This window comes from Ruegeria sp. AM7 (genome assembly GCF_056535965.1).
Genome location: NZ_JBQFJE010000003.1, coordinates 2546519 through 2566098 on the forward strand (window position 1 = coordinate 2546519; position 19580 = coordinate 2566098).

Genomic DNA, 19580 nt, shown 5'->3' on the forward strand with positions numbered 1-19580 from the left:
AAGATCAGGCGTCCTTTTTGCCGCGCACAGCTTTGATCACGATGGGCAATGCCGCCAGTACACACAAGCCAATGATAGGCCCAATCACGAACGGCTCCCACAACAAGGACACATCCGGTGTTTCGCCCCGGTCAAACACACCCCCCAGGCCAACGCCGATCCAAGTATAGACGATGCCGCCCGGAATAATGCCCAGCGCGGTGGTGAACAGGAAATTGCGGAACTTCACTCCCACCAGCGCAGGCACCAGATTGGCCACAAAGAACGGCACCACCGGTACAAGGCGCAACAGGAACAGAACCGAGATTTCGTTCTCGCGCAGCCCGTCTTTCAGCTTTTTGACCGTTCCTTCCGAGGATTCCAGTTTCGCTGTCAGAGACACCCCCAACCCCCAGCGCGCCGCCAGAAAGATCGCCGATGCGCCGATGGTGGCCGCGAAAACGTTGAACACGGTACCCGCAAACAGGCCAAACAGGAACCCGCCTGTCATCGAAGCCACGGCGGCACCGGGCAATGAGAATGCGACGATCACGATATAGATCGCCACGAATGCACCTGCCATGGCCCAATAATTCGCATCCCGCCACGCCAGCAGGGATTCGCGATTGTCGCGCAGGGTCTCAAAGGTCAGGTAGTCGCCCAAAGTGAAGAACCCCGCCACGGCTACGGCAAGAATCACCAACAATGGAATATGGCGCGCAAGCCCGCTGCGCGGGGCCTGAGTTGTATCGCTCATGTCTGTGTCCGGTTTTGTGCGTTTCATCTACGCTCAACATGCGACGTCGCGCAGCGCTGCAACAGGGGCCTCACGCCGCCTTGATGTTTACGGAAGGGAATGTGAGGGTTTCAGGCGGCAAAACCGTCAAATTGAAACTTTTCAACTGTGGCGGTTACAGAATTGTTGCAAAAGGCGGCAAAACCCCCACCTAAGGGTTTGACTTACCCCCCGCCACCCAGTAGAGGACGGGCTTCGAACACTAGGGCAAGGCGAATCTGCGCCGCACCCGACCGCTATAGATTGGAGACGGAGCGATGAAACGCACCTATCAGCCTTCGAACCTGGTTCGCAAACGCCGCCACGGTTTCCGCGCGCGCATGGCCACCAAGGCCGGCCGCAAAATCCTGAACGCACGTCGCGCACGCGGCCGCAAGTCGCTGAGCGCGTAAGCCGCTCGACCTTTCAGGTTATGAACATGACGCCGCCGGAGGCCCCTGAGGATGGTTCACCCCAACCCAGCAAGCCTCCGGCGGCGTCCGTTTGTGTGCCTGAACCTCTGATCATCCTCAAGAAGCGATCCGATTTCCTGAAGGCCGCCCGCGCGCGACGGCAGGGGACGTCGTCGATGATGGTACAGGCCCGCAAACGCGCCCCGGACGAAGGATCTGGGATTCGCGTCGGTTTCACCTGCTCCAAGAAGGTCGGCAATGCCGTCGCCCGCAACCGTGCCAAACGCCGCCTGCGCGAGGCTGCGCGCGCCGTTCTACCCGTACAAGGTCACGACGGTTGGGATTACGTCCTGATTGGCCGGGCCGAGGTCACGGCGGATCGCGCCTTTGAGGCGCTGCTGGGCGATCTGCGCTATGCGCTGCGCAAAATCCATAGTGACCGGAAATGACCCTGCTGGCGCGTGTCTTTGCCCTGCCAGTCAAGGCTTACCGTCTGATCTTCAGCCCTTGGGTCGGGCATAATTGCCGCTATCAACCTACCTGTTCTGCCTATGCGTTGGAGGCGTTGGAAAAGCACGGCGCCATCAAGGGCGCATGGCTGACCGCGCGCCGCATTGGCCGATGCCATCCGTGGGGTGGCACGGGCTATGACCCGGTGCCCGACAATACCGACGAGGGTTGACCGAGCGCGACCCCGGCCTGACACTCGGCCCATGACCACACGCGCCCGCGACACCCTGCCGACACATGACGTTCTGAACCAACCGCCCGAGCGCGGCGATATCGACCTCTGGACTTCGGACCCGGTACTGCAAGGGTGCGTGAACCGTGCCAAGGGGCGCACTGACCCGCTGACAGCCTATGGTCGCGAACTCGGGTCGGCGCAATCGCAAAAGGCCGCGCGCGATGCGAACCGGAATGCCCCGGAACTCCGCCTGTTTGATACCGGAGGGCGGCGGCTGGACGAGGTTCGCTTTCACCCCGCCTATGACCAGATGATGCAGCTGAGTCAAAGCGCCGGATACGCCGCGCTGCCGTGGGATCGTCAGCCCGGCGGCCACGCGACCCACGCCGCAATGGTCTATATGGCCAGCCAGATCGAGCCCGGCCATTGCTGCCCTCTGACGATGACCTATGCGGCGGTGCCTGCGTTGAAAGCTGACGCCAATATTGCCCAGCGCTGGGTGCCTAAACTGACCGCGCGTGCTTACGATCCAGAAATCCAACCCATCGAGCAGAAACACAGCGCCACGCTGGGCATGGCGATGACTGAAAAACAAGGTGGATCGGATATCCGCGCCAATACCACCTTGGCCGCGCGGGACGGTGATCATTGGCGATTGCGCGGGCACAAGTGGTTCTGCTCGGCCCCGATGTCGGACGGGTTCCTGACGCTGGCGCAAGCACCGGGCGGGCTGACTTGTTTCCTAGTGCCACGCTGGTTAGAGGGCGAACGCAATGCCTTCCACCTGATGCGCCTGAAGGACAAGCTGGGCAATCGCGCCAACGCCTCGGCTGAGATCGAGTATCACGACGCTCTGGCCTATCAACTGGGCGACGAAGGCGCGGGCATTCGCACCATTCTTGAGATGGTGCATCACACACGGCTTGATACCGCAATGGCCCCCGCCGGGCTGATGCGCGCCGCCCTGTCTGCGGCGCATCACTGGGTCAGCCACCGCAACACCTTTCAGCGCCGCTTGATCGACCAGCCCCTGATGCGTGCCGTGCTGAGTGATCTGGTTCTGGATTGGGAGGGCGCACTGACCCTTGGGATGCGCGTCGCTCAGGCGTTTGACGGGCAAACCCCTGACGACCGCGCCTTTGCCCGTATCGGTGTTGCGCTGGCCAAGTTCCTCAACAACAAACGCTGCCCCGTGGTCGTGGTCGAAGCGATGGAGGTTCTGGGCGGCACGGGGTATGTCGAGGATACGCCCCTGCCCCTCCTCTACCGCGAGGCACCCCTAAATGGCATCTGGGAGGGCTCGGGCAATGTGATCTGCCTTGATATCTTGCGAACGCTGGCGCGCGAGCCTTTGGCCGCCAAAGTTTTGCAGGCCGAACTGGATGCCGCACTCGACGCAGACCGCGCCTATGACGCCGCACTGCAAACCTATCGTGACCAATGGCCCGGCCTGCCCTCAGAACCCGAGGCGCGCTGGTTTGCTGAACGCACCGCTCTGCTGCTGACCGCTTCGCTGCTGTTGCGCCACGGCCCATCCGCCGTGGCCGACGGGTTCATCGTGACGCGCCTGACAGGTGACAGCGGTCGCGTACCCGGATCGGTCCGGGGGCTAGACACAGATGCCTTGCTCGCGCGGCTGGGCTAAGCGTCACCCTTGCCCGGTTGCGCCAACTATTGTAGGGGCTGCGCATGTTTGACGAAGCTGACGATATCCACCCGCTCTTTGCCGGCGCGCCCTCGACCACCGAGTTCAAGAAGCTGCGCAAGCGCATCGTGCGCCAAACTCGCGAAGCCATAGAGCAATACGGGATGGTGGACCCGTCGGCCCATGACAAAGACGGCAAGCCTCCACGCTGGTTGGTCTGTCTGTCGGGCGGCAAGGACAGCTACACCCTGCTGGCAGTGCTGTATGAGCTGAAATGGCGGGGCCTTCTGCCCGTCGATCTGCTGGCCTGCAATCTGGATCAAGGCCAACCCGGCTTTCCCGCCACCGTCCTGCCCGAGTTTCTGGACCGGATGGGCGTACCCCACCGGATCGAATATCAAGACACCTATTCTGTCGTGATGGACAAGGTACCACAGGGCCGCACCTATTGTGCACTTTGCTCGCGTCTGCGCCGTGGCAATCTCTATCGTATTGCGCGTGAGGAAGGCTGTTCCGCCGTCGTTTTGGGACACCACCGCGACGACATCCTCGAGACGTTCTTCATGAACCTGTTCCACGGCGGACGTCTGGCCACGATGCCGCCGAAACTGGTGAATGAAGAAGGCGACCTGTTCGTGTTCCGCCCGCTGGCCCATGTGGCCGAAGCCGATTGCGAGAAATTCGCCAACGCAATGAGCTACCCAATCATCCCCTGCGATCTGTGCGGCAGTCAAGACGGGTTGCAGCGTCAGCAGGTGAAACAGATTCTCGACCAGTGGGAAAAGAACAGCCCCGGTCGGCGACAAGTGATGTTCCGCGCTCTGACAAACGCGCGGCCGTCTCATCTTCTGGACCCAAAATTGTTTGATTTCGCAGGGCTTTCTTTAGAACCCGGCGAAAAAGGCAAAATTGCTGACGAAATTCCACATCTGCGTTAACGTCTGACTCAGATTGCTTTTCTAGGGTTGACCACAGCGTGCGACGCCCAAGAAAAAGGCCCGTAATCTGATGTGGAAAAATATCTCTGTCAGCAGAGTTCTGAATGTCCTGACAACCGTACTCAGCGGCCCTCAGGCCTTGGCTTTCATCCCTGCGATCAGCCTCGCTGCCTTCTGGATCGGCGGGGAACGCGCCCTGGTCATCGTGGCCCTGTCCCTACCGGTTCTAGTAGCAATCATCCTGACGGCTGCAGATTCTGCTAAGTCACACGCAGACCGAAGCGAAGCCAACGGCCTTAAAACTATCGGCAGTTTCGCCTCGGAAATCGAGGGGTTCTATCAAACGGCGCGCAATACTCGCGAAGAATCCGCCTGCCTGATCGTCGCTTTAGACAACTTCGACGAATTTGTTGATCTGCACGGGAATGCGGCGGCCAACCATATGGCAGAACAATTCTGTGCCCGCGTTTTATCTGCCATCCGTGCGCAGGATATTGCCACGCAGCTGGATCCGCACAAGATTGCCATCGGGTTGCGGCCGTCAAAGCACCTTGACCTTGAGGCTTGCATTCAGATGTCCGGTCGTATCCAATCTGCCATTGAAGAGCCCTTGACCCTCAATGGCTCTGGCATCTACGTCTCATGCTCGATCGGGTTCAGCTTGCTAACCTCTTTACGCGATGACGGATTCGAGACTTGGATCGACGCAGCCTCATCCGCGCTGGAAGAGGCGCAAAGAAACGGGCCCTCGACCATACGCGCTTATTCCAACGAAACGCGTCGTCGATCGCGCATTCGTGCAAATTTACGTAAAGAGTTCGACGCGGCTCTGGACAGCGGAGAAATCCGTCCATGGTTCCAACCGCAAGTCTCGACCGATACGGGACGCGTGACCGGATTCGAGGCGCTGGCCCGGTGGGAGCATCCGCAAAAGGGCGTGCTGGGTCCGAATATCTTCTTGCCCTTCGCTGAGCAGGCCGAGCTGATGGAACGGTTTGGTCAGGCCATGCGCCACCACGCGTTCACAGCGATGCAAAAATGGGATCGCGCCGGGGTTATAGTGCCGCGGATCGGGATCAACTTTTCATCGGACGAGTTACGGGATCCGACACTCATTGATCGGCTAAAATGGGAATTGGATCAGAATGATCTGACCCCGGACAGATTGGCCGTAGAAGTGCTTGAGACAGTGTTTTCTCGCAGACCGGATGACGTGATCACCCGCAACGTGACAAGTATGTCAAAGCTGGGCTGTTGCATTGACCTTGACGATTTCGGTACAGGTCATGCCTCGATCGCTTCGATCAAACGTTTTGACGTCTCGCGCATCAAGATTGATCGGTCTTTCGTGACAAAGGCGGACAAGGACGCCAGCCAGCAGCAAATGGTCAGTGCCATTCTCACAATGGCGGAACGGCTGAATTTGGAAACTCTGGCTGAAGGTGTGGAAACTCCGGGAGAGCACGCATTGATGGCCCAGTTGGGATGCGATCACGTTCAGGGTTTTGGGATCGGAAAACCCATGCCATTCGAAAAAACGCTGGACTGGATCGCAGCGCATCAGAACAAGGTGAATGGAGTTCCCAAGATAGGGCGGCAAACTGGCTCTTGATCGGCCAATTCCGCATGAAAAACCCAATCCGCGACGGTTTGACGGGCGAATCCGCTTGACCTTTGGGGCTGCACTCTGTTGAACCCACCGGGTGTGTTTCACTGCTTAAGGTGGCTGTCCCAGATGGACGATCAGAATAAGAATCTCATCCTCGCAACCGCGCTCAGCTTTCTCGTGATCCTTGTTTGGTTCGTGCTGTTCCCACCGCCGGAACAAACCGCGCTGCCAGATCAGGCTGAAGTCAGCGCCACCGACGCGACCGAGGTTCAGACGCCCAGCGCCACAAACGCGGGCACGACGGGTGAGGCAACAGCTGCTGCAGAAGAAACGCTGCCCGATGCCGAAGCACCACGCATTGTGATCGACACACCTCGTCTGGAGGGCAGCCTCTCCCTGTCAGGTGGCCGCATCGATGAGCTATTCCTGAAGGACTACAAAGTCTCGATCGAAGAAGGCGCGCCGATTGTGGAACTGCTGTCCCCGGTCGGATCGGATTCGGCCTATTATGCGCTGTACGGCTGGGCGCCTGGCGCAGGTGTCGCGGGCACCGATGTCCCGGGCCCGAACACGTTGTGGACTTTGGAAAGCGGTGAGACGTTGGGCGTCGACACGCCGGTCACGCTGAAATGGGACAATGGCAACGGCCTGACCTTCCGCCGCACAATCTCGGTGGACGAAAACTATATGTTCGACGTCACCCAATCGGTGGAAAACAACACGCAGGCCGAGGTGGGCATGGCCCCCTATGGCATTCTGGCCCGCCACGGCATCGGTGAAGACGGTGACTTGCCCGACCTGAAGAATTTCTTCATCCTCCACGAAGGGGTCATGGTTATGGCCGACGGCGTGCTGGACGAGATCGACTATGGCGACGTCCGCGATTTTGACATCGACCCGAACGAGCGCGCGCAAGCCGAGGTGTTTCAGGTCAAAGAAGGCGGCTGGGTCGGCTTCACTGATCACTACTGGATGACCACTCTGATCCCCGAAGAAGGTGCGACCTTCAAGGCTGCTGCGAAATACGACGCCCGCCGCAAGATTTATCAGACCGAGACAGTCCTGCCCACACTGACCGTCGCCCCCGGCGCGACAGAAGAAGTGACCACCCAACTGTTCGCAGGCGCGAAGGAATGGGAAACCATCCGTGAGTATCAAGCCGAAGGCGTACAGAAGTTTATCGACAGCATCGACTGGGGTTGGTTCTATTTCCTGACCAAGCCGATCTTCTGGCTGCTGCACAACATCAACGTTCTGATCGGCAACATGGGCTGGTCCATTATCGGCCTGACCCTGATCATCAAGGCGATCCTCTTCCCGCTGGCATTCAAATCCTACGTCTCGATGGCGAAGATGAAGGAACTGCAGCCGCAGATGGAAGCCCTGAAAGAGGCCGCCGGCGACGATCGACAGAAGATGCAGCAAGGCATGATGGAGCTGTACAAGAAGGAAAAGGTGAACCCCGCCGCAGGTTGTTTGCCGATCCTGATGCAAATTCCGATCTTCTTCTCGCTGTACAAGGTGATCTTTGTCACGATCGAACTGCGTCAGGCCCCATGGTTTGGACCATTCCAGGACCTCAGCGCGCCCGACCCAACCTCGATACTGAACTTCTTTGGCTGGCTACCGTGGGCCGGTCCGCAGCCCGATACACTGATGGCGCTGATCTTCATCGGTATTCTGCCGCTGTTGCTGGGTGTTTCAATGTGGCTGCAGCAAAAGCTGAACCCGGCACCAACTGACGCGACCCAGGCGATGATCTTTGCGTGGATGCCGTGGGTCTTTATGTTCATGCTTGGCAGCTTTGCCAGTGGCCTGGTGGTCTACTGGATTGCGAACAACACGATTACATTTACCCAGCAATACCTGATCATGCGCAGCCAGGGCTACAAGCCGGACGTGTTCGGAAACATCAAGTCAAGCTTCAAACGAACACCGAAGACGGATGACAAATGACAGGTGAAGTAACCAACCTCTGGCGCCATCCGATCAAAAGCCATGGCCGCGAGGCCGTGCAGACCGTCACTTTGAGCCCCGGGCAAACCATGCCCGGGGATCGTGTTTGGGCCGTCGCGCATGAAGCGTCGAAAACGGATGGAACCGAATGGGCACCTTGTGTCAATTTCAGCCGCGGTGCCATAGCACCATCGCTGATGGCAATCTCGGCCCGTACCAAAGGTGATACGGTCACACTAACCCATCCCGAACGACCCGAGCTGCACTTTCAGCCCGACACGCAACAAGATGCCTTTCTGGATTGGGTCAAGCCGCTGATGCCTGCAGATCGTGCGGCCTCGGCCCGCATCGTCCGAGTGCCTGGACGAGGGATGACGGACAGCGATTTCCCTTCGATTAGCCTGTGCAACATGGCCACGCATCGCGCGGTCGAGCAGAAGTTGGGGCAAGATCTTTCCCCGGTACGCTGGCGCGGCAATATCTGGTTCGACGGGCTGCCCCTGTGGGAAGAATTCGAATGGCTGGGCAGCGAAGTACAGATCGGGCAGGCTGTGTTGCATGTCCGCGAGCGTATCACCCGATGCCTTGCGACGACTGCCAACCCCGATACAGGTGCGCGTGATGCCGATACTTTGGCGGCGCTCAATACCTGGGATCATCAGGATTTCGGTGTTTACGCCGAGGTGATAAGGGGTGGCGAGGTCAAAACCGGTGACAAGGTTCAACTGCTATGACCACCCTGCCCTTTCCCTTAGCCGAAACACCGGATGAGTTCGCGCAAGAGCGTGGCCGCAAACTGTTTGCCGGCGAGTCCGAGTTTGTCAAAGGCGTGGTCGCCATGAACGGCTTGCCCGCGCCAGACCGGCTTGAGGTGTGTTTTGCCGGGCGTTCGAATGTGGGCAAGTCCAGCCTGATCAACGCGCTGACCGGCACCAAGGGATTGGCGCGTGCCTCGAACACGCCGGGCCGCACGCAAGAGATCAACTTTTTCACCCAAGGCCCCGAGCTGTATCTGGTCGACCTGCCCGGCTATGGCTATGCCAATGCGCCGGTCAAGGTTGTCGAAAAATGGCAACGGCTGCTGAAACAATACCTGAGCGGACGTCAAACACTGCGCAGGGCCTTTGTTCTGATCGACTCGCGCCATGGGGTGAAACCGGTAGATGCCGAGATCATGAAGCTGCTGGACACCAGCGCCGTGACCTTTCAATGCGTGATGACCAAGGCCGATAAGGTCAAGGCCAACGAGCGCGAAAAGGTTCTGGATCAGGTACGCGGAGCGCTGTCGAAACACCCTGCCGCCTTCCCTGAAATCGTGCTGACCTCGTCCGAAAAGGGCGACGGGATTCCCACGCTGCGCTCGATCATTGCGCACCTGGAATAGCTTGCCCCTTGGCAGCACCGGGCAAAGGCCCTAACACGGAATGCCAGAGGGACAGCAGCCATGAAGACAAGAGATATGAACCGGGACTGGATCGCCACCGCCGCCACCTTGAACAGCGCTTTGCCGTATCTGCAGCGTTATGACGATGCCATTGTCGTCATCAAGTTGGGCGGACACGCCATGGGCAGTGACGAAGCGATGGAAAGCTTTGCCCGCGACGTCGTGCTGATGCGTCAGGTCGGTGTCAATCCGGTGGTCGTCCACGGTGGCGGCCCGATGATCAACGCAATGCTAGGCAAGTTGGACATCCAGTCCGAATTTGTAGGTGGCAAACGCGTGACCGATAAAGCCACCGTCGAAGTGGTCGAGATGGTCCTGTCTGGCCTTGTGAACAAGCGCATCGTCCAGGCGATCAACGATCAGGGCGGTACGGCAGTGGGCCTGTCTGGTAAGGACGCCAATCTGATGGTCTGCGATCAGGCCGATCCGGCTCTTGGCTTTGTCGGCTCTCCGGCGGACATGAACCCGAAAATCCTGCACGACTTGTTTTCGCATGATGTGATCCCGGTGATCGCGCCACTGGGTGCAGGCCGGAACGGAGAGACGCTGAACGTCAATGGCGATACCGCCGCAGGCGCGATTGCCTCGGCACTGAAAGCGGATCGCCTGTTGCTGCTGACCGATGTTTCGGGCGTCAAGAACGCTGCGGGCGAAGTCGTAACCGAACTGAAGGCCGGTCAGATCCGCGAGATGACGATGGAAGGTACGATCGCAGGCGGTATGATCCCCAAGACTGAAACGGCGCTGGATGCTTTGCACAGTGGCGTACGGGCGGTGGTCATTCTGGACGGTCGCGCGCCCAACGCGGTGCTTTTGGAACTGTTTACCGAACACGGCGCAGGGTCACTGATCCGCCCCGACTGAGCCCCCACAGCGGAGAAGAAATGACGCGACAAGCCCCCGCCTCAGCCTATAAAGCGGCTATCAGCTATGGCTGGGTGGGACGTGTCGCGCATCAGGCCGGGTTAATCACCATGGGCGCGACCCATCCCCGTACCAGCGGAGCCAAGGGGCTGGACGGTGGCACTCTGGTACTGTTGGGCGCGGGGCCGGGCTTTTGGCCGGTTCTGAAAGCGGCCCCGGAATGGGACGGACCCGATCCTGTCGATCGCTGGTCAACCCGCGTGATTGGACAAATGGCGCTTGATCTGGGGGCTGATGCGCATTTCCCTTTCGGCGACCCACCTTATGCACCTTTCATCGACTGGGCGCTGAAATCCGGGCGCACCTTCAGCAGCCCAGTGGGCGCGCTGGTGCATGACACCGTGGGTATGTTGATCTCATACCGGGGTGCGCTGCATTTCGCGCAGGAGTTCGAGATACCCGAGGCGATAGCACCCTCGCCGTGCGCCACCTGCGCCGCGCCCTGCACCTCAACCTGCCCCGTGGGCGCGTTGAACGATCAGGAATTCTATGACGTGGGCGCATGCCATGCGCACCTGTCCACAGACGAGGGCCAAACCTGCATGACCGGAGGCTGCCTTGCACGTCTGTCCTGCCCTGTCAGCGCCGGCGCAAATCGCGACCCCGAGCAGTCCGCCCATCATATGAAAGCGTTCCACCCATCATGAGCCTGACTCTGATCCTTACCCGCCACGCAAAATCCAGTTGGGGCGATCCAACGCTCGAGGATCATGACCGCCCCCTGAACAAACGCGGTCGGAAATCTGCACGCGCCATTGGCAGGTGGTTGAATGAACACGGATGGATGCCGGATGAAGTGCTCAGCTCGACGGCAATCCGGACGCGTGAAACATGGGATCGCATGGGGCTGCAAGCCGACAGGATTTGCTTTCACCGCGCGCTATATTTGGCCGAACCCGAAGACATGCTGATTGAACTGTCGGGCGCGACGCAGCCAACGGTCATGATGCTAGGCCACAACTCGGGCATATGCGAGTTCGCCCGCCGGATCGTTCGTCATTCCCCAGATCACCCACGTTTCTTGGATTATCCGACATGTGCAACCACCGTGATCCAGTTTAGCATCAACGACTGGGCCGATATCGACTGGCGTAGTGGAGATGTCGTCGGCTTCACCACACCGCGCGAATTGCTGGAATAGAAAAAGGCGAGGCCGAAGCCCCGCCCTTTCCCAAATTTCAACTGGATCAGTGGCCCAGAATCTGGCTGAGGAACAGCTTGGTCCGTTCGCTCTGCGGGTTGTTGAAGAACTCTTCGGGTTCGTTCTGTTCCACAATCTGACCGGCATCCATAAAGATCACGCGGTTGGCGACCTGACGGGCAAACCCCATCTCGTGCGTGACACACAGCATGGTCATGCCTTCCTCGGCCAGCTCGATCATGGTGTCGAGCACCTCTTTGATCATCTCGGGGTCCAGCGCCGATGTCGGTTCATCGAACAACATGATCCGCGGCATCATGCAAAGCGATCGCGCAATCGCCACACGCTGCTGCTGACCACCCGACAACTGGCCGGGGTATTTCAGCGCCTGATCGGGGATTTTCACCTTTTCCAGGAAATGCATCGCGCGCTCTTCGGCTTCTTTCTTGGGCGTCTTGCGCACCCAGATCGGAGCCAGCGTGCAGTTTTCCAGAATGGTCAGATGCGGGAACAGGTTGAAGTGCTGAAACACCATCCCAACCTCGGACCGGATCTTGTCGATGTTCTTCAGGTCATTCGACAGCTCGGTCCCGTCCACGACGATTGTGCCCTGCTGGTGTTCCTCCAGCGCGTTCAGGCAGCGGATCAGCGTGGATTTGCCCGAGCCTGATGGCCCCGCGATCACGATCCGCTCGCCCTGATTGACGGTTAGATTGATGTCGCGCAGCACGTGGAAAGACCCGTACCACTTGTTCATGCCGTTGATTTCGATGGCGACCTCGTCGCTCACCTGCATCTTCGAGCGGTCGATTTCGCGTTCAATTGCAAGTTCAGACATGTGTTGAACTCCTTAACGATGGTCCGTGGCAAGGCGACGCTCGAGCCACTGGGAATATTGAGAGATGCCGTAACAGACGACGAAGAACAGAAGCGCGGCAAAGCCCAGAAGCTCCCAATAGACGCCGTTCCATTCGGTCGACGCCAGGATGGGGCCCCGGATCATGCCCACCAGATCGAACATCGAAATGACCGAAACCAGTGTGGTGTCCTTGAACAGACCAACGGCCACGTTCACGATACCAGGGATCGAGATCTTCAGGGCCTGCGGCAGGATGATCAGACGCATCGCCTGCGGGTAATCCAAACCAAGGCTGTCTGCCGCCTCGTACTGCCCACGTGGAAGCGCTGCCAGACCGCCCCGGATCACCTCGGCGATATAGGCGGCCGAGAACATGGTGATCATGATCACAACGCGTAGGAACAGGTCGACCGTGCTGTCAGGCGGGAAGAAATAGGCCAGCATCACCGAAGCCACGAACAGCAGCGTGATCAGAGGCACGCCACGGATGAACTCGATGAAAATGACGCAGACCCACTTGATCAGCGGCATCGACGACTGACGACCCAGCGCCAGAGCGATCCCAAGCGGCACTGACAGTGATACGCAGGTCAAGCCCAGCATCATGTTCAGCATAAAGCCTCCCAGATCACGGCTTGGAACGGCGCTGAGCATAGCACCTTCGTTGGCACCTTCCGGGATCAGAGCCCCTCCGATTTTCCAGACAATCAGAGCCACTATGATCGCGCCGAAGAACCCGGCAGCGAAACTGTTGCGGCCAAGTTTCTGGAAAACGACACCCGCGGCAACAAAACCAAGCAGCGCCACGATTGGAACCAGAATGCTGCCACCCCAAATCAGCCAGAAGGCGATGAAGGGATACAGCGCCGTGAACACCAGAAGTTTGCGCGGCAGGTCAAAGAACAGAACCGGCGCCAGCGCCACCAGCATAAGCACAAAGGCCAGATTTGGGCGCCAATAAGCTTCTGCAGGGTATTTGAACCCATAGATCAACTGATGCCAGCGTTCGGTCAGAACAGCAAAGCACGCACCGGTTTTACCATCCAGAATCTCGCGGCATTGAGCAAGCGAGTCCGCGTTCCACACGCCGTTCAAAATCCATGGCAACGTGTTCTTGAGAAGCACATAAATTAGCAAGATGGATAGAACTGTCAGTATCGTGTTCGTGACGCCCGAGAACAAGTTCTCGCGGAGCCATTTTACAACACCCGTCTGGTTTGCCGGCGGTGGAGAAGGAGGGATGGTTCCCTCAGCCACAAAGGCAATTGGGTTCGTTGTTTGATCAGCCATTACTCAGCGCTCCTTCAACTTGACGGATGCGTTGTAGATGTTCATCACCATCGAAATCGTCAGCGAAGCCGTCAGGTAGAACAGCATCAGCAGCAAGACGCATTCAATCGCACGGCCCGTTTGGTTCAACGTGATACCGCCCAGCGTCGCAGTGATGTCCGCGTAACCCACCGCAATCGCCAGAGACGAGTTCTTGGTGATGTTGAGATACTGCGAAATCAGCGGCGGGATGATGACCCGCAAAGCCTGAGGCAGGATGACCAGATTCATGATCCGACCCTGACGCAGACCCAGCGCGGCGGCGGCCTCTGTCTGACCTTTCGATATCGCTTGGATACCCGCCCGGACGTTTTCCGCGATGAAGGCACCGGTGTAGATCGACAATGCGAACCAAAGCGCAATGAGCGGACCACCGACCTTAATTCCTCCGCTGAAGTTAAAGCCTTTCAGCGCCGGGACATCCCAAGTCAATCCCATCAAAACCATCAACAGAGCAACCGGTACCAGCCAAACTGCCAGCTTGACGACCAAGGTTTTCGGACGCTCGCCGGTTTGCTCTTGTTTCAAAGCGGCACGTTTCTCGATTTCACGAGATCCGAACCAGGATCCGATCAGAACCACGACAACCAGCAGCCAATTCAAGACCGTCGCGCCAAACAAGCCGTTCGCAAATTCTGGGCGGGGAATATAGACGCCACGGTTGGTGAAGGCGAACAAATCAAACAGCATACTTGAAGTCGGGTTGTCGCCTCGGAAAGCCCGCGGCCCCGGCAAAACTGCCGTCATGATGGTGAAAATGATGATGATCCAGATGAGAACCGGAATATTCCGGAATATCTCGACATACACCGCCATCAGCTTGGAAACGAGCCAGTTGTTCGACAAACGCAGCACACCTGCGATTACGCCAAACACTGTGGCCGTAATACATGCCAAAAACGCAACCAAAAGGGTGTTCAGAATACCGACAACAGCCGCTCTTCCGTGCGAAGACTGGCTGTCATACTCGATCAGTCTCTGGTTGATGTCATACCCGGCCGAGTCACCTAAGAATGTGTAGGAGATATTCAGGCCCGCGGCCCGAAGGTTCTGGATCAGGTTATTACCCAGATACCAAATACAAAGCGCAATAACGATTGCCGCAATCACCTGGAAAGTAAGTGAGCGATAGCGGGTATCGTTTATGAGCATAGACAACCGAAAGTCAGCTTTCGGTGGGTCAGTCATAGTCGACATATTATGGGATCCCCGTGCTTTTCGGACGCTTCCTTCCTGGCAGGGTTTTCCCTGCTCCCGAGCAGTCCGTAGCATTCTGTTTTGGAAAAAGGGCGCAGGTTAACCCCGCGCCCTTTTCAATGGATTTTAGCGGAACGGCGGCGAGTACAGCAGGCCGCCATCGGTCCACTGTGCGTTCAGACCGCGTGCCAGACCGATTGGAGTTTCTTCGCCGATGTTCTGCGCGAAGACTTCGCCATAGTTGCCGCCCGATTTGATCGCCTTCATAGCCCAGTCAGCATCCAGACCCAGCATCTCGCCCAGAGTACCTTCGGTACCCAGCAGACGGTTCACTTCCGGGTTGTTGGTGCCAGCGGCCATCTCGTCGATGTTGGCCGAGGTCACGCCCAGCTCTTCAGCCGAGATCAGCGCGTTCAGAGTCCAGCGGACAACGTCGCCCCACTCGTGATCGCCGTGACGGACCAGCGGGCCCAGCGGCTCTTTCGAGATGATTTCGGGCAGCAGGACGTGCGCCGACGGATCTTCGAATGTGGCGCGGGTTGCGGCCAGACCAGATGCGTCGGTGGTGTAAACGTCACATGCGCCAGCCAGATACTGCTGCTGCGCTTCAGCGTTGGTTTCAATCGGAACCGGCTCGTAGCTGATGTTGTTCGAGCGGAAGAAGTCCGCCAGGTTCAGCTCGGTGGTGGTGCCGGTCTGGATACAGACGGTTGCGCCGTCCAGCTCCTTGGCCGAGCTGACGCCCAGCGCCTTGGGAACCATGAAGCCCTGACCGTCGTAGTAGTTTACGCCCACAAATTCGAACTTCAGGTCCACGTCGCGGCTGAACGTCCATGTGGTGTTACGGGCCAGCATGTCGATCTCGCCCGAGGCCAGCGCAGTAAAGCGGGTCTTACCAGTTGTCGGGACAAACTCGACGGCGCTTGCATCGCCCAGTACGGCTGCAGCGACAGCACGGCAAACCGCAACGTCAAAGCCTTTCCATTCACCATTTGCATCGGGTGCAGCGAAGCCAACCAGACCGGTGGTCACACCGCAGTTCAGCTTACCGCGCGCTTTGACATCATCGACAGTCCCCGCTGTCGCTGCGCCTGCAGCCAGGCCTGCAACGGTCGCCACGCCCAAAATTACGGATTTTTTCATTTTTACCTCTTCCTGATTTTCCGCCCCTGTCCAGAGACGGTTCTGTCCGGCACCTTTGGCACCGGAAAGGTTTCCCCAAAGGTGTCTCCCCTTTAGTGGGCTTGAGTTTGGTCGCATTCATAAACAAACGTCAAGGGTCGGATCAGCGAAAACGATGGATCACCTTGCAGATGTCCGCGTCTTTGGCGGAATTTCAGGCGTCAGGGCTCAAACCGAGAGATCAAAGAACCGTTTGGCGTGTAGGAACGCGGCGCGTTTGACTTCGGACGCCGCATGCGCTTCGTCGTCATGGCCCCATTGTTCAATTTGCCAAAGTTCGTCCAGCCGCGAAATTTCCCAGATGTCTTCCACCGCGCGCCAATTGGCCGAAACGGCGAACCCAAGGATCAGCGACCCGGACAGGCTGACCAAATCGTGGAAGGCTGCAAGCTGGAACTCATTGAAATCATGGACACGCTGCCTCAAGCTCTGCAGGGTCGACGTGTCCTGAGGTCTGTGCAAGACACCAGCAACGGGCACCAAACGCGCGGCGAGTTTCTCTGCCGCCCAATCCAGCGCCGGGTCCCATTGCTCGGCTTGCCGCTGCTGCAACTCTTGCGGGTGCGTGGCACGGTAACATAGCAGGTCCGAATCGCCGTAATCAGCCAACATGTCTGCAACTTCGGCGTGCTGATGCTGCACCTTGTCGATGGCCGCATTGGCAGAACGGGTGAAGGGCATGGTGGTCGGGTCGACTTCTTTTTCCTGCGCGTCCCACTCGGCGGCAATCTCCTGCGCCATGGTCTGCGTAGGCACGATCAAACCCGCCTTGGCAGGCGTTTTCACCCGGCGGCCATCCAACTCGACGGTAAAGCCGCCTTCAGCCTCGACCACTGCGCTTTGGGTCCAGAATCGTTTGGGTTTCCAGTCGCTCATCGTCTTAGGTCCAGATTTGTTCCAGCGCATTGGGCAACTGGTCAAAGGTTTCAATGATGGTTGTCGCGGCCTCTAGCGCGGGGCGCGCGTGATAACCCCAGGTGACGCCAACGCTGCGCACGCCCGCAGCGGTGGCCATGTCCATGTCAAACCGGGTGTCGCCGATCATTACGGTATCGGCGGCCTCAACCCCCGTCTCGGCCCGCGCGGTGTCGATCATCGACGGGTGCGGTTTCGAGGGGTGATGATCCGCCACCTGCCGCGTGACAAAATAACCCTGCAGCCCGTGCCCTTCGATCAACGCATCCAATCCGCGCTGAGACTTCCCGGTGGCCACGCCCAGCAGAACTTCGGGGATGGCGTGCAACGCCTCAATCACCTCGCGGGCACCGGGATAGAGCGGCGATCCCGCCATACCCTGTTCCAGCCGATGTGCGTGGTACGCCTGTTTATACCCCTCGACCAGCCGCACCTGATCCGCATCCGAATGCTGCGGCGCAAGCTGCGCCATCGCCTTGGGCAGCGACAGGCCAACAATGGACAGGATCGCCGAGCGATCCGGCACCGGCAAGGACAGCGCGTCGAAACTGGACGTCATCGCGGCAACGATGCTGCCCTGACTGTCAACCAGAGTGCCATCCACGTCGAACAGCACCAGACGCAGGGGTGCGCTCATTGCAGTTCCTCGAACGGGTCGTCGGCGGCCAGATCTTCGGTCCAGCCGAACGTGTCCCAGCTGTGTTTCATGTGATCCGGCAAGGGGGCTTTCACGGTAATCGTCTTGCGCGTCACCGGGTGTTCGAACGAGGCCTGCCGCGCGTGTAGGTGCAGCTTTTTGCTGATGATCCCGCCTAGCTGCGCGCCCCAGCCATCGCCGAGATTCTCCTGACCCGAGCCGCCGTATTTGCCGTCACCAATGATCGGATGACCAATCGCGGCCATATGCGCCCGCAGCTGATGCGTGCGGCCGGTGATCGGCTCCATCGCAACCCAAGCCGCCCGCCCGGCCACACGGTAAAGCGTGGCATAATGCGTATGCGCCCGTTTCGCGCCGGGGGTGTCGTTCACCTCGTTCAGATGGACGGGGATCATTTTCTCACCCTCGCCGTGCTTGCCGTGACCGGCGGCCTTGACCAGACCGGTTTTGATTTCACCCAGATAGGGGGTCGGCACACCGGCGACCAAGGCCCAGTAGATCTTGCGCGTGTCGCGGTGACGGAACGCGGCGGTCAGGCCCTTGGCGGCCTCGCGCGTGCGGGCCAGCAACAGAACGCCGGATGTGTCCTTGTCCAGACGATGCACAAGGCGCGGGTTCTCATCATAGCCAAAGCGCAGCGCTTCGGACAGGCTGTCCACATGGCGGGTTTGGCCGCTGCCACCCTGCACCGGCAGACCGTGCGGTTTGTTCAGCGCCAGCACGTGATCGTCGCGGTAAATCACACAGGACTGGATCATCTTGGCATCCGCATCCGAGATACGGTGCCTGACCTCGGCCGGTTTGTGGTCGGCATCCGGCAGCGGCGGCACGCGCACAACCTGTCCGATCTCAAGCCGGGTCGCAGCCTTCACCCGCCCGCCGTCCACGCGGAGCTCACCCTTGCGGCACATCTTTTCGATGCGGCCCTGGCTGACATGCGGAAACAGGCGGCGCAGCCAGCGGTCGATCCGCTGGTCGCCGTCACCCTCTGCCACGGTGATCATTTGTACGCCGCTCATGCCGATATCCCTTTCGCGCGCCGGATCCGCGCGGGTTGTGTGCCATTCAGTGCCATTGAAAACATGCGCGTCTGTGGCGTGACTTACCGGCAGAGTCAACCCGGTCAGATATTGGTAAAGTCACCCCCGCGCCCGGCCCCATCCCGGAACCGGCCCGCCCCGGCGGTGCCTTCGCGGCGGATCGCGTCCAGCCCGTTGGTCCATTCGACCTTGAGCGCCTCACGCACCGGCATCCCCCGCGTTTCGATGATCGAGCGGCGATCGGCTCGCACCGCCTCTTGCGGAAAGCGGGCGATTTCATGCGCCATGGTCTCGGCTGCGGCACGGACTTGTCCATGGGGCACGATCTTTTCGGCCAATCCGATATTGTAGCACTCCTGCGCCTCAACCTTGCGACCGGTTAGAGCGATTTCCAACGCTTTGCCCTGCCCCACAAGGCGCGGCAATCGGACCGAGCCGCCATCCATCTGCGATATCCCCCAGCGACGGCAATAGACACCCAGGTATGCGGTTTCGGCCATCACGCGGATATCGCACCACAGCGCAAGCTCCATCCCGCCAGCCACAGCCGCGCCCTCAACCGCGCCTATGACGGGTTTGGACAGCTCCAGCCTTGATGGCCCCAATGGCCCGACCGTCGAGGGCGCAGAGCCGATGGGAAAGGACAGGCGGTCAAAATATACCTCACGCAAGTCCGGGTCAGAGAGCGTAGCTGCCAATTTCAGATCCCATCCAGCGCAGAAATTCCCGCCCTTGCCCCAGAACACAGCCGCCTTGGCCGGGCTGCCTTCAAATTCCAGAAAGGCATCGACCAGCGCCTCGGCATGGTCAGTGTCCACGGCATTCCGGGCCTCGGGGCGGTCATGGATGATGGTCCAAACGTCATCGGTTTTGTCTATGGATACGGTCATG

At 59.2% G+C, this 19580-nt stretch carries 21 protein-coding genes; 12 read left to right on the forward strand and 9 right to left on the reverse strand.

What is annotated here, in order from left to right; translation table 11 throughout:
- Positions 1-4 precede the first annotated feature (4 nt).
- A complete protein-coding gene (locus tag ACR3EG_RS16665) occupies positions 5-736 on the reverse strand; it encodes a TVP38/TMEM64 family protein (protein ID WP_480497440.1) in 732 nt (243 codons plus the stop codon).
- Between the two features lie 296 nt (positions 737-1032).
- Between ACR3EG_RS16665 and rpmH the strand changes: the two genes are divergently transcribed.
- The 12 genes from rpmH (at position 1033) to ACR3EG_RS16725 (ending at position 11509) form a co-directional block, all read left to right on the forward strand.
- A complete protein-coding gene (gene rpmH / locus ACR3EG_RS16670) occupies positions 1033-1167 on the forward strand; it encodes a 50S ribosomal protein L34 (RefSeq protein ID WP_005980833.1) in 135 nt (44 codons plus the stop codon).
- 26 nt (positions 1168-1193) lie between these two features.
- Complete coding sequence (rnpA, locus tag ACR3EG_RS16675; protein ID WP_480497442.1) at positions 1194-1616, forward strand: ribonuclease P protein component; 423 nt, start codon at positions 1194-1196, stop codon at positions 1614-1616.
- On the forward strand, positions 1613-1849 hold the full coding sequence (yidD, locus tag ACR3EG_RS16680; protein WP_480497444.1) for a membrane protein insertion efficiency factor YidD: 237 nt from the start codon (positions 1613-1615) through the stop codon (positions 1847-1849). Before rnpA ends, yidD begins: the two co-directional genes overlap by 4 nt.
- Positions 1850-1880: 31 nt before the next feature.
- Positions 1881-3497, forward strand: coding sequence for an acyl-CoA dehydrogenase family protein (locus tag ACR3EG_RS16685; protein ID WP_480497446.1), 1617 nt, complete (start codon positions 1881-1883; stop codon positions 3495-3497).
- A 44-nt stretch (positions 3498-3541) separates the two neighbouring features.
- Complete coding sequence (gene ttcA, locus ACR3EG_RS16690; RefSeq protein ID WP_480497448.1) at positions 3542-4435, forward strand: tRNA 2-thiocytidine(32) synthetase TtcA; 894 nt, start codon at positions 3542-3544, stop codon at positions 4433-4435.
- A gap of 70 nt (positions 4436-4505) precedes the next feature.
- Positions 4506-6047, forward strand: coding sequence for a putative bifunctional diguanylate cyclase/phosphodiesterase (locus ACR3EG_RS16695; protein WP_480497450.1), 1542 nt, complete (start codon positions 4506-4508; stop codon positions 6045-6047).
- Positions 6048-6170: 123 nt separating this feature from the next.
- Entirely contained in the window at positions 6171-8000 is a 1830-nt protein-coding gene (gene yidC, locus ACR3EG_RS16700; RefSeq protein ID WP_480497452.1) for a membrane protein insertase YidC, read from the forward strand.
- The gene (locus ACR3EG_RS16705) at positions 7997-8734 is read left to right on the forward strand and encodes an MOSC domain-containing protein (RefSeq protein ID WP_480497454.1); all 738 of its coding nucleotides are present in this window, start codon (positions 7997-7999) and stop codon (positions 8732-8734) included. Before yidC ends, ACR3EG_RS16705 begins: the two co-directional genes overlap by 4 nt.
- On the forward strand, positions 8731-9384 hold the full coding sequence (gene yihA / locus ACR3EG_RS16710; protein WP_170356657.1) for a ribosome biogenesis GTP-binding protein YihA/YsxC: 654 nt from the start codon (positions 8731-8733) through the stop codon (positions 9382-9384). Before ACR3EG_RS16705 ends, yihA begins: the two co-directional genes overlap by 4 nt.
- 60 nt (positions 9385-9444) lie before the next feature.
- On the forward strand, positions 9445-10308 hold the full coding sequence (gene argB / locus ACR3EG_RS16715; RefSeq protein ID WP_170755592.1) for an acetylglutamate kinase: 864 nt from the start codon (positions 9445-9447) through the stop codon (positions 10306-10308).
- Between the two features lie 20 nt (positions 10309-10328).
- Positions 10329-11015, forward strand: a complete 687-nt coding sequence (locus ACR3EG_RS16720) for a ferredoxin (RefSeq protein ID WP_480497456.1) — start codon at positions 10329-10331, stop codon at positions 11013-11015.
- Positions 11012-11509, forward strand: a complete 498-nt coding sequence (locus tag ACR3EG_RS16725; RefSeq protein WP_480497458.1) for a SixA phosphatase family protein — start codon at positions 11012-11014, stop codon at positions 11507-11509. The genes ACR3EG_RS16720 and ACR3EG_RS16725 overlap by 4 nt, the downstream gene beginning before the upstream one ends.
- 46 nt (positions 11510-11555) lie before the next feature.
- Here the strand turns inward: ACR3EG_RS16725 and ACR3EG_RS16730 are convergent, their stop codons facing one another.
- The 8 genes from ACR3EG_RS16730 to ACR3EG_RS16765 form a co-directional block, all read right to left on the reverse strand.
- Positions 11556-12347, reverse strand: coding sequence for an amino acid ABC transporter ATP-binding protein (locus tag ACR3EG_RS16730; protein ID WP_269149621.1), 792 nt, complete (start codon positions 12345-12347; stop codon positions 11556-11558).
- A 12-nt stretch (positions 12348-12359) separates the two neighbouring features.
- The gene (locus ACR3EG_RS16735; RefSeq protein ID WP_480497460.1) at positions 12360-13658 is read right to left on the reverse strand and encodes an amino acid ABC transporter permease; all 1299 of its coding nucleotides are present in this window, start codon (positions 13656-13658) and stop codon (positions 12360-12362) included.
- Between the two features lie 3 nt (positions 13659-13661).
- Positions 13662-14894, reverse strand: coding sequence for an amino acid ABC transporter permease (locus ACR3EG_RS16740; protein WP_480497462.1), 1233 nt, complete (start codon positions 14892-14894; stop codon positions 13662-13664).
- Positions 14895-15020: 126 nt separating this feature from the next.
- The gene (locus ACR3EG_RS16745; RefSeq protein WP_170356663.1) at positions 15021-16037 is read right to left on the reverse strand and encodes an amino acid ABC transporter substrate-binding protein; all 1017 of its coding nucleotides are present in this window, start codon (positions 16035-16037) and stop codon (positions 15021-15023) included.
- Between the two features lie 207 nt (positions 16038-16244).
- Positions 16245-16952 (reverse strand): ATP12 family chaperone protein, encoded by a 708-nt coding sequence (locus ACR3EG_RS16750; RefSeq protein WP_480497464.1) that lies wholly within the window; start codon positions 16950-16952, stop codon positions 16245-16247.
- Positions 16953-16956: 4 nt separating this feature from the next.
- The gene (locus ACR3EG_RS16755; protein WP_480497465.1) at positions 16957-17628 is read right to left on the reverse strand and encodes an HAD-IA family hydrolase; all 672 of its coding nucleotides are present in this window, start codon (positions 17626-17628) and stop codon (positions 16957-16959) included.
- A complete protein-coding gene (locus tag ACR3EG_RS16760; RefSeq protein WP_480497467.1) occupies positions 17625-18668 on the reverse strand; it encodes an RluA family pseudouridine synthase in 1044 nt (347 codons plus the stop codon). Before ACR3EG_RS16760 ends, ACR3EG_RS16755 begins: the two co-directional genes overlap by 4 nt.
- Positions 18669-18772: 104 nt before the next feature.
- Positions 18773-19579, reverse strand: a complete 807-nt coding sequence (locus tag ACR3EG_RS16765; RefSeq protein ID WP_480497469.1) for a crotonase/enoyl-CoA hydratase family protein — start codon at positions 19577-19579, stop codon at positions 18773-18775.
- Between the last annotated feature and the right edge of the window lies 1 nt (position 19580).

What these genes read in the sequence shown, in the direction of transcription:
- ACR3EG_RS16665 (WP_480497440.1), bottom strand. Translation starts at nt 736, where the DNA reads ATGAGCGATACAACTCAGGCCCCGCGCAGCGGGCTTGCGCGCCATATT.
- rpmH (WP_005980833.1), top strand. Translation starts at nt 1,033, where the DNA reads ATGAAACGCACCTATCAGCCTTCGAACCTGGTTCGCAAACGCCGCCAC.
- rnpA (WP_480497442.1), top strand. Translation starts at nt 1,194, where the DNA reads ATGACGCCGCCGGAGGCCCCTGAGGATGGTTCACCCCAACCCAGCAAG.
- yidD (WP_480497444.1), top strand. Translation starts at nt 1,613, where the DNA reads ATGACCCTGCTGGCGCGTGTCTTTGCCCTGCCAGTCAAGGCTTACCGT.
- ACR3EG_RS16685 (WP_480497446.1), top strand. Translation starts at nt 1,881, where the DNA reads ATGACCACACGCGCCCGCGACACCCTGCCGACACATGACGTTCTGAAC.
- ttcA (WP_480497448.1), top strand. Translation starts at nt 3,542, where the DNA reads ATGTTTGACGAAGCTGACGATATCCACCCGCTCTTTGCCGGCGCGCCC.
- ACR3EG_RS16695 (WP_480497450.1), top strand. Translation starts at nt 4,506, where the DNA reads ATGTGGAAAAATATCTCTGTCAGCAGAGTTCTGAATGTCCTGACAACC.
- yidC (WP_480497452.1), top strand. Translation starts at nt 6,171, where the DNA reads ATGGACGATCAGAATAAGAATCTCATCCTCGCAACCGCGCTCAGCTTT.
- ACR3EG_RS16705 (WP_480497454.1), top strand. Translation starts at nt 7,997, where the DNA reads ATGACAGGTGAAGTAACCAACCTCTGGCGCCATCCGATCAAAAGCCAT.
- yihA (WP_170356657.1), top strand. Translation starts at nt 8,731, where the DNA reads ATGACCACCCTGCCCTTTCCCTTAGCCGAAACACCGGATGAGTTCGCG.
- argB (WP_170755592.1), top strand. Translation starts at nt 9,445, where the DNA reads ATGAAGACAAGAGATATGAACCGGGACTGGATCGCCACCGCCGCCACC.
- ACR3EG_RS16720 (WP_480497456.1), top strand. Translation starts at nt 10,329, where the DNA reads ATGACGCGACAAGCCCCCGCCTCAGCCTATAAAGCGGCTATCAGCTAT.
- ACR3EG_RS16725 (WP_480497458.1), top strand. Translation starts at nt 11,012, where the DNA reads ATGAGCCTGACTCTGATCCTTACCCGCCACGCAAAATCCAGTTGGGGC.
- ACR3EG_RS16730 (WP_269149621.1), bottom strand. Translation starts at nt 12,347, where the DNA reads ATGTCTGAACTTGCAATTGAACGCGAAATCGACCGCTCGAAGATGCAG.
- ACR3EG_RS16735 (WP_480497460.1), bottom strand. Translation starts at nt 13,658, where the DNA reads ATGGCTGATCAAACAACGAACCCAATTGCCTTTGTGGCTGAGGGAACC.
- ACR3EG_RS16740 (WP_480497462.1), bottom strand. Translation starts at nt 14,894, where the DNA reads ATGTCGACTATGACTGACCCACCGAAAGCTGACTTTCGGTTGTCTATG.
- ACR3EG_RS16745 (WP_170356663.1), bottom strand. Translation starts at nt 16,037, where the DNA reads ATGAAAAAATCCGTAATTTTGGGCGTGGCGACCGTTGCAGGCCTGGCT.
- ACR3EG_RS16750 (WP_480497464.1), bottom strand. Translation starts at nt 16,952, where the DNA reads ATGAGCGACTGGAAACCCAAACGATTCTGGACCCAAAGCGCAGTGGTC.
- ACR3EG_RS16755 (WP_480497465.1), bottom strand. Translation starts at nt 17,628, where the DNA reads ATGAGCGCACCCCTGCGTCTGGTGCTGTTCGACGTGGATGGCACTCTG.
- ACR3EG_RS16760 (WP_480497467.1), bottom strand. Translation starts at nt 18,668, where the DNA reads ATGAGCGGCGTACAAATGATCACCGTGGCAGAGGGTGACGGCGACCAG.
- ACR3EG_RS16765 (WP_480497469.1), bottom strand. Translation starts at nt 19,579, where the DNA reads ATGACCGTATCCATAGACAAAACCGATGACGTTTGGACCATCATCCAT.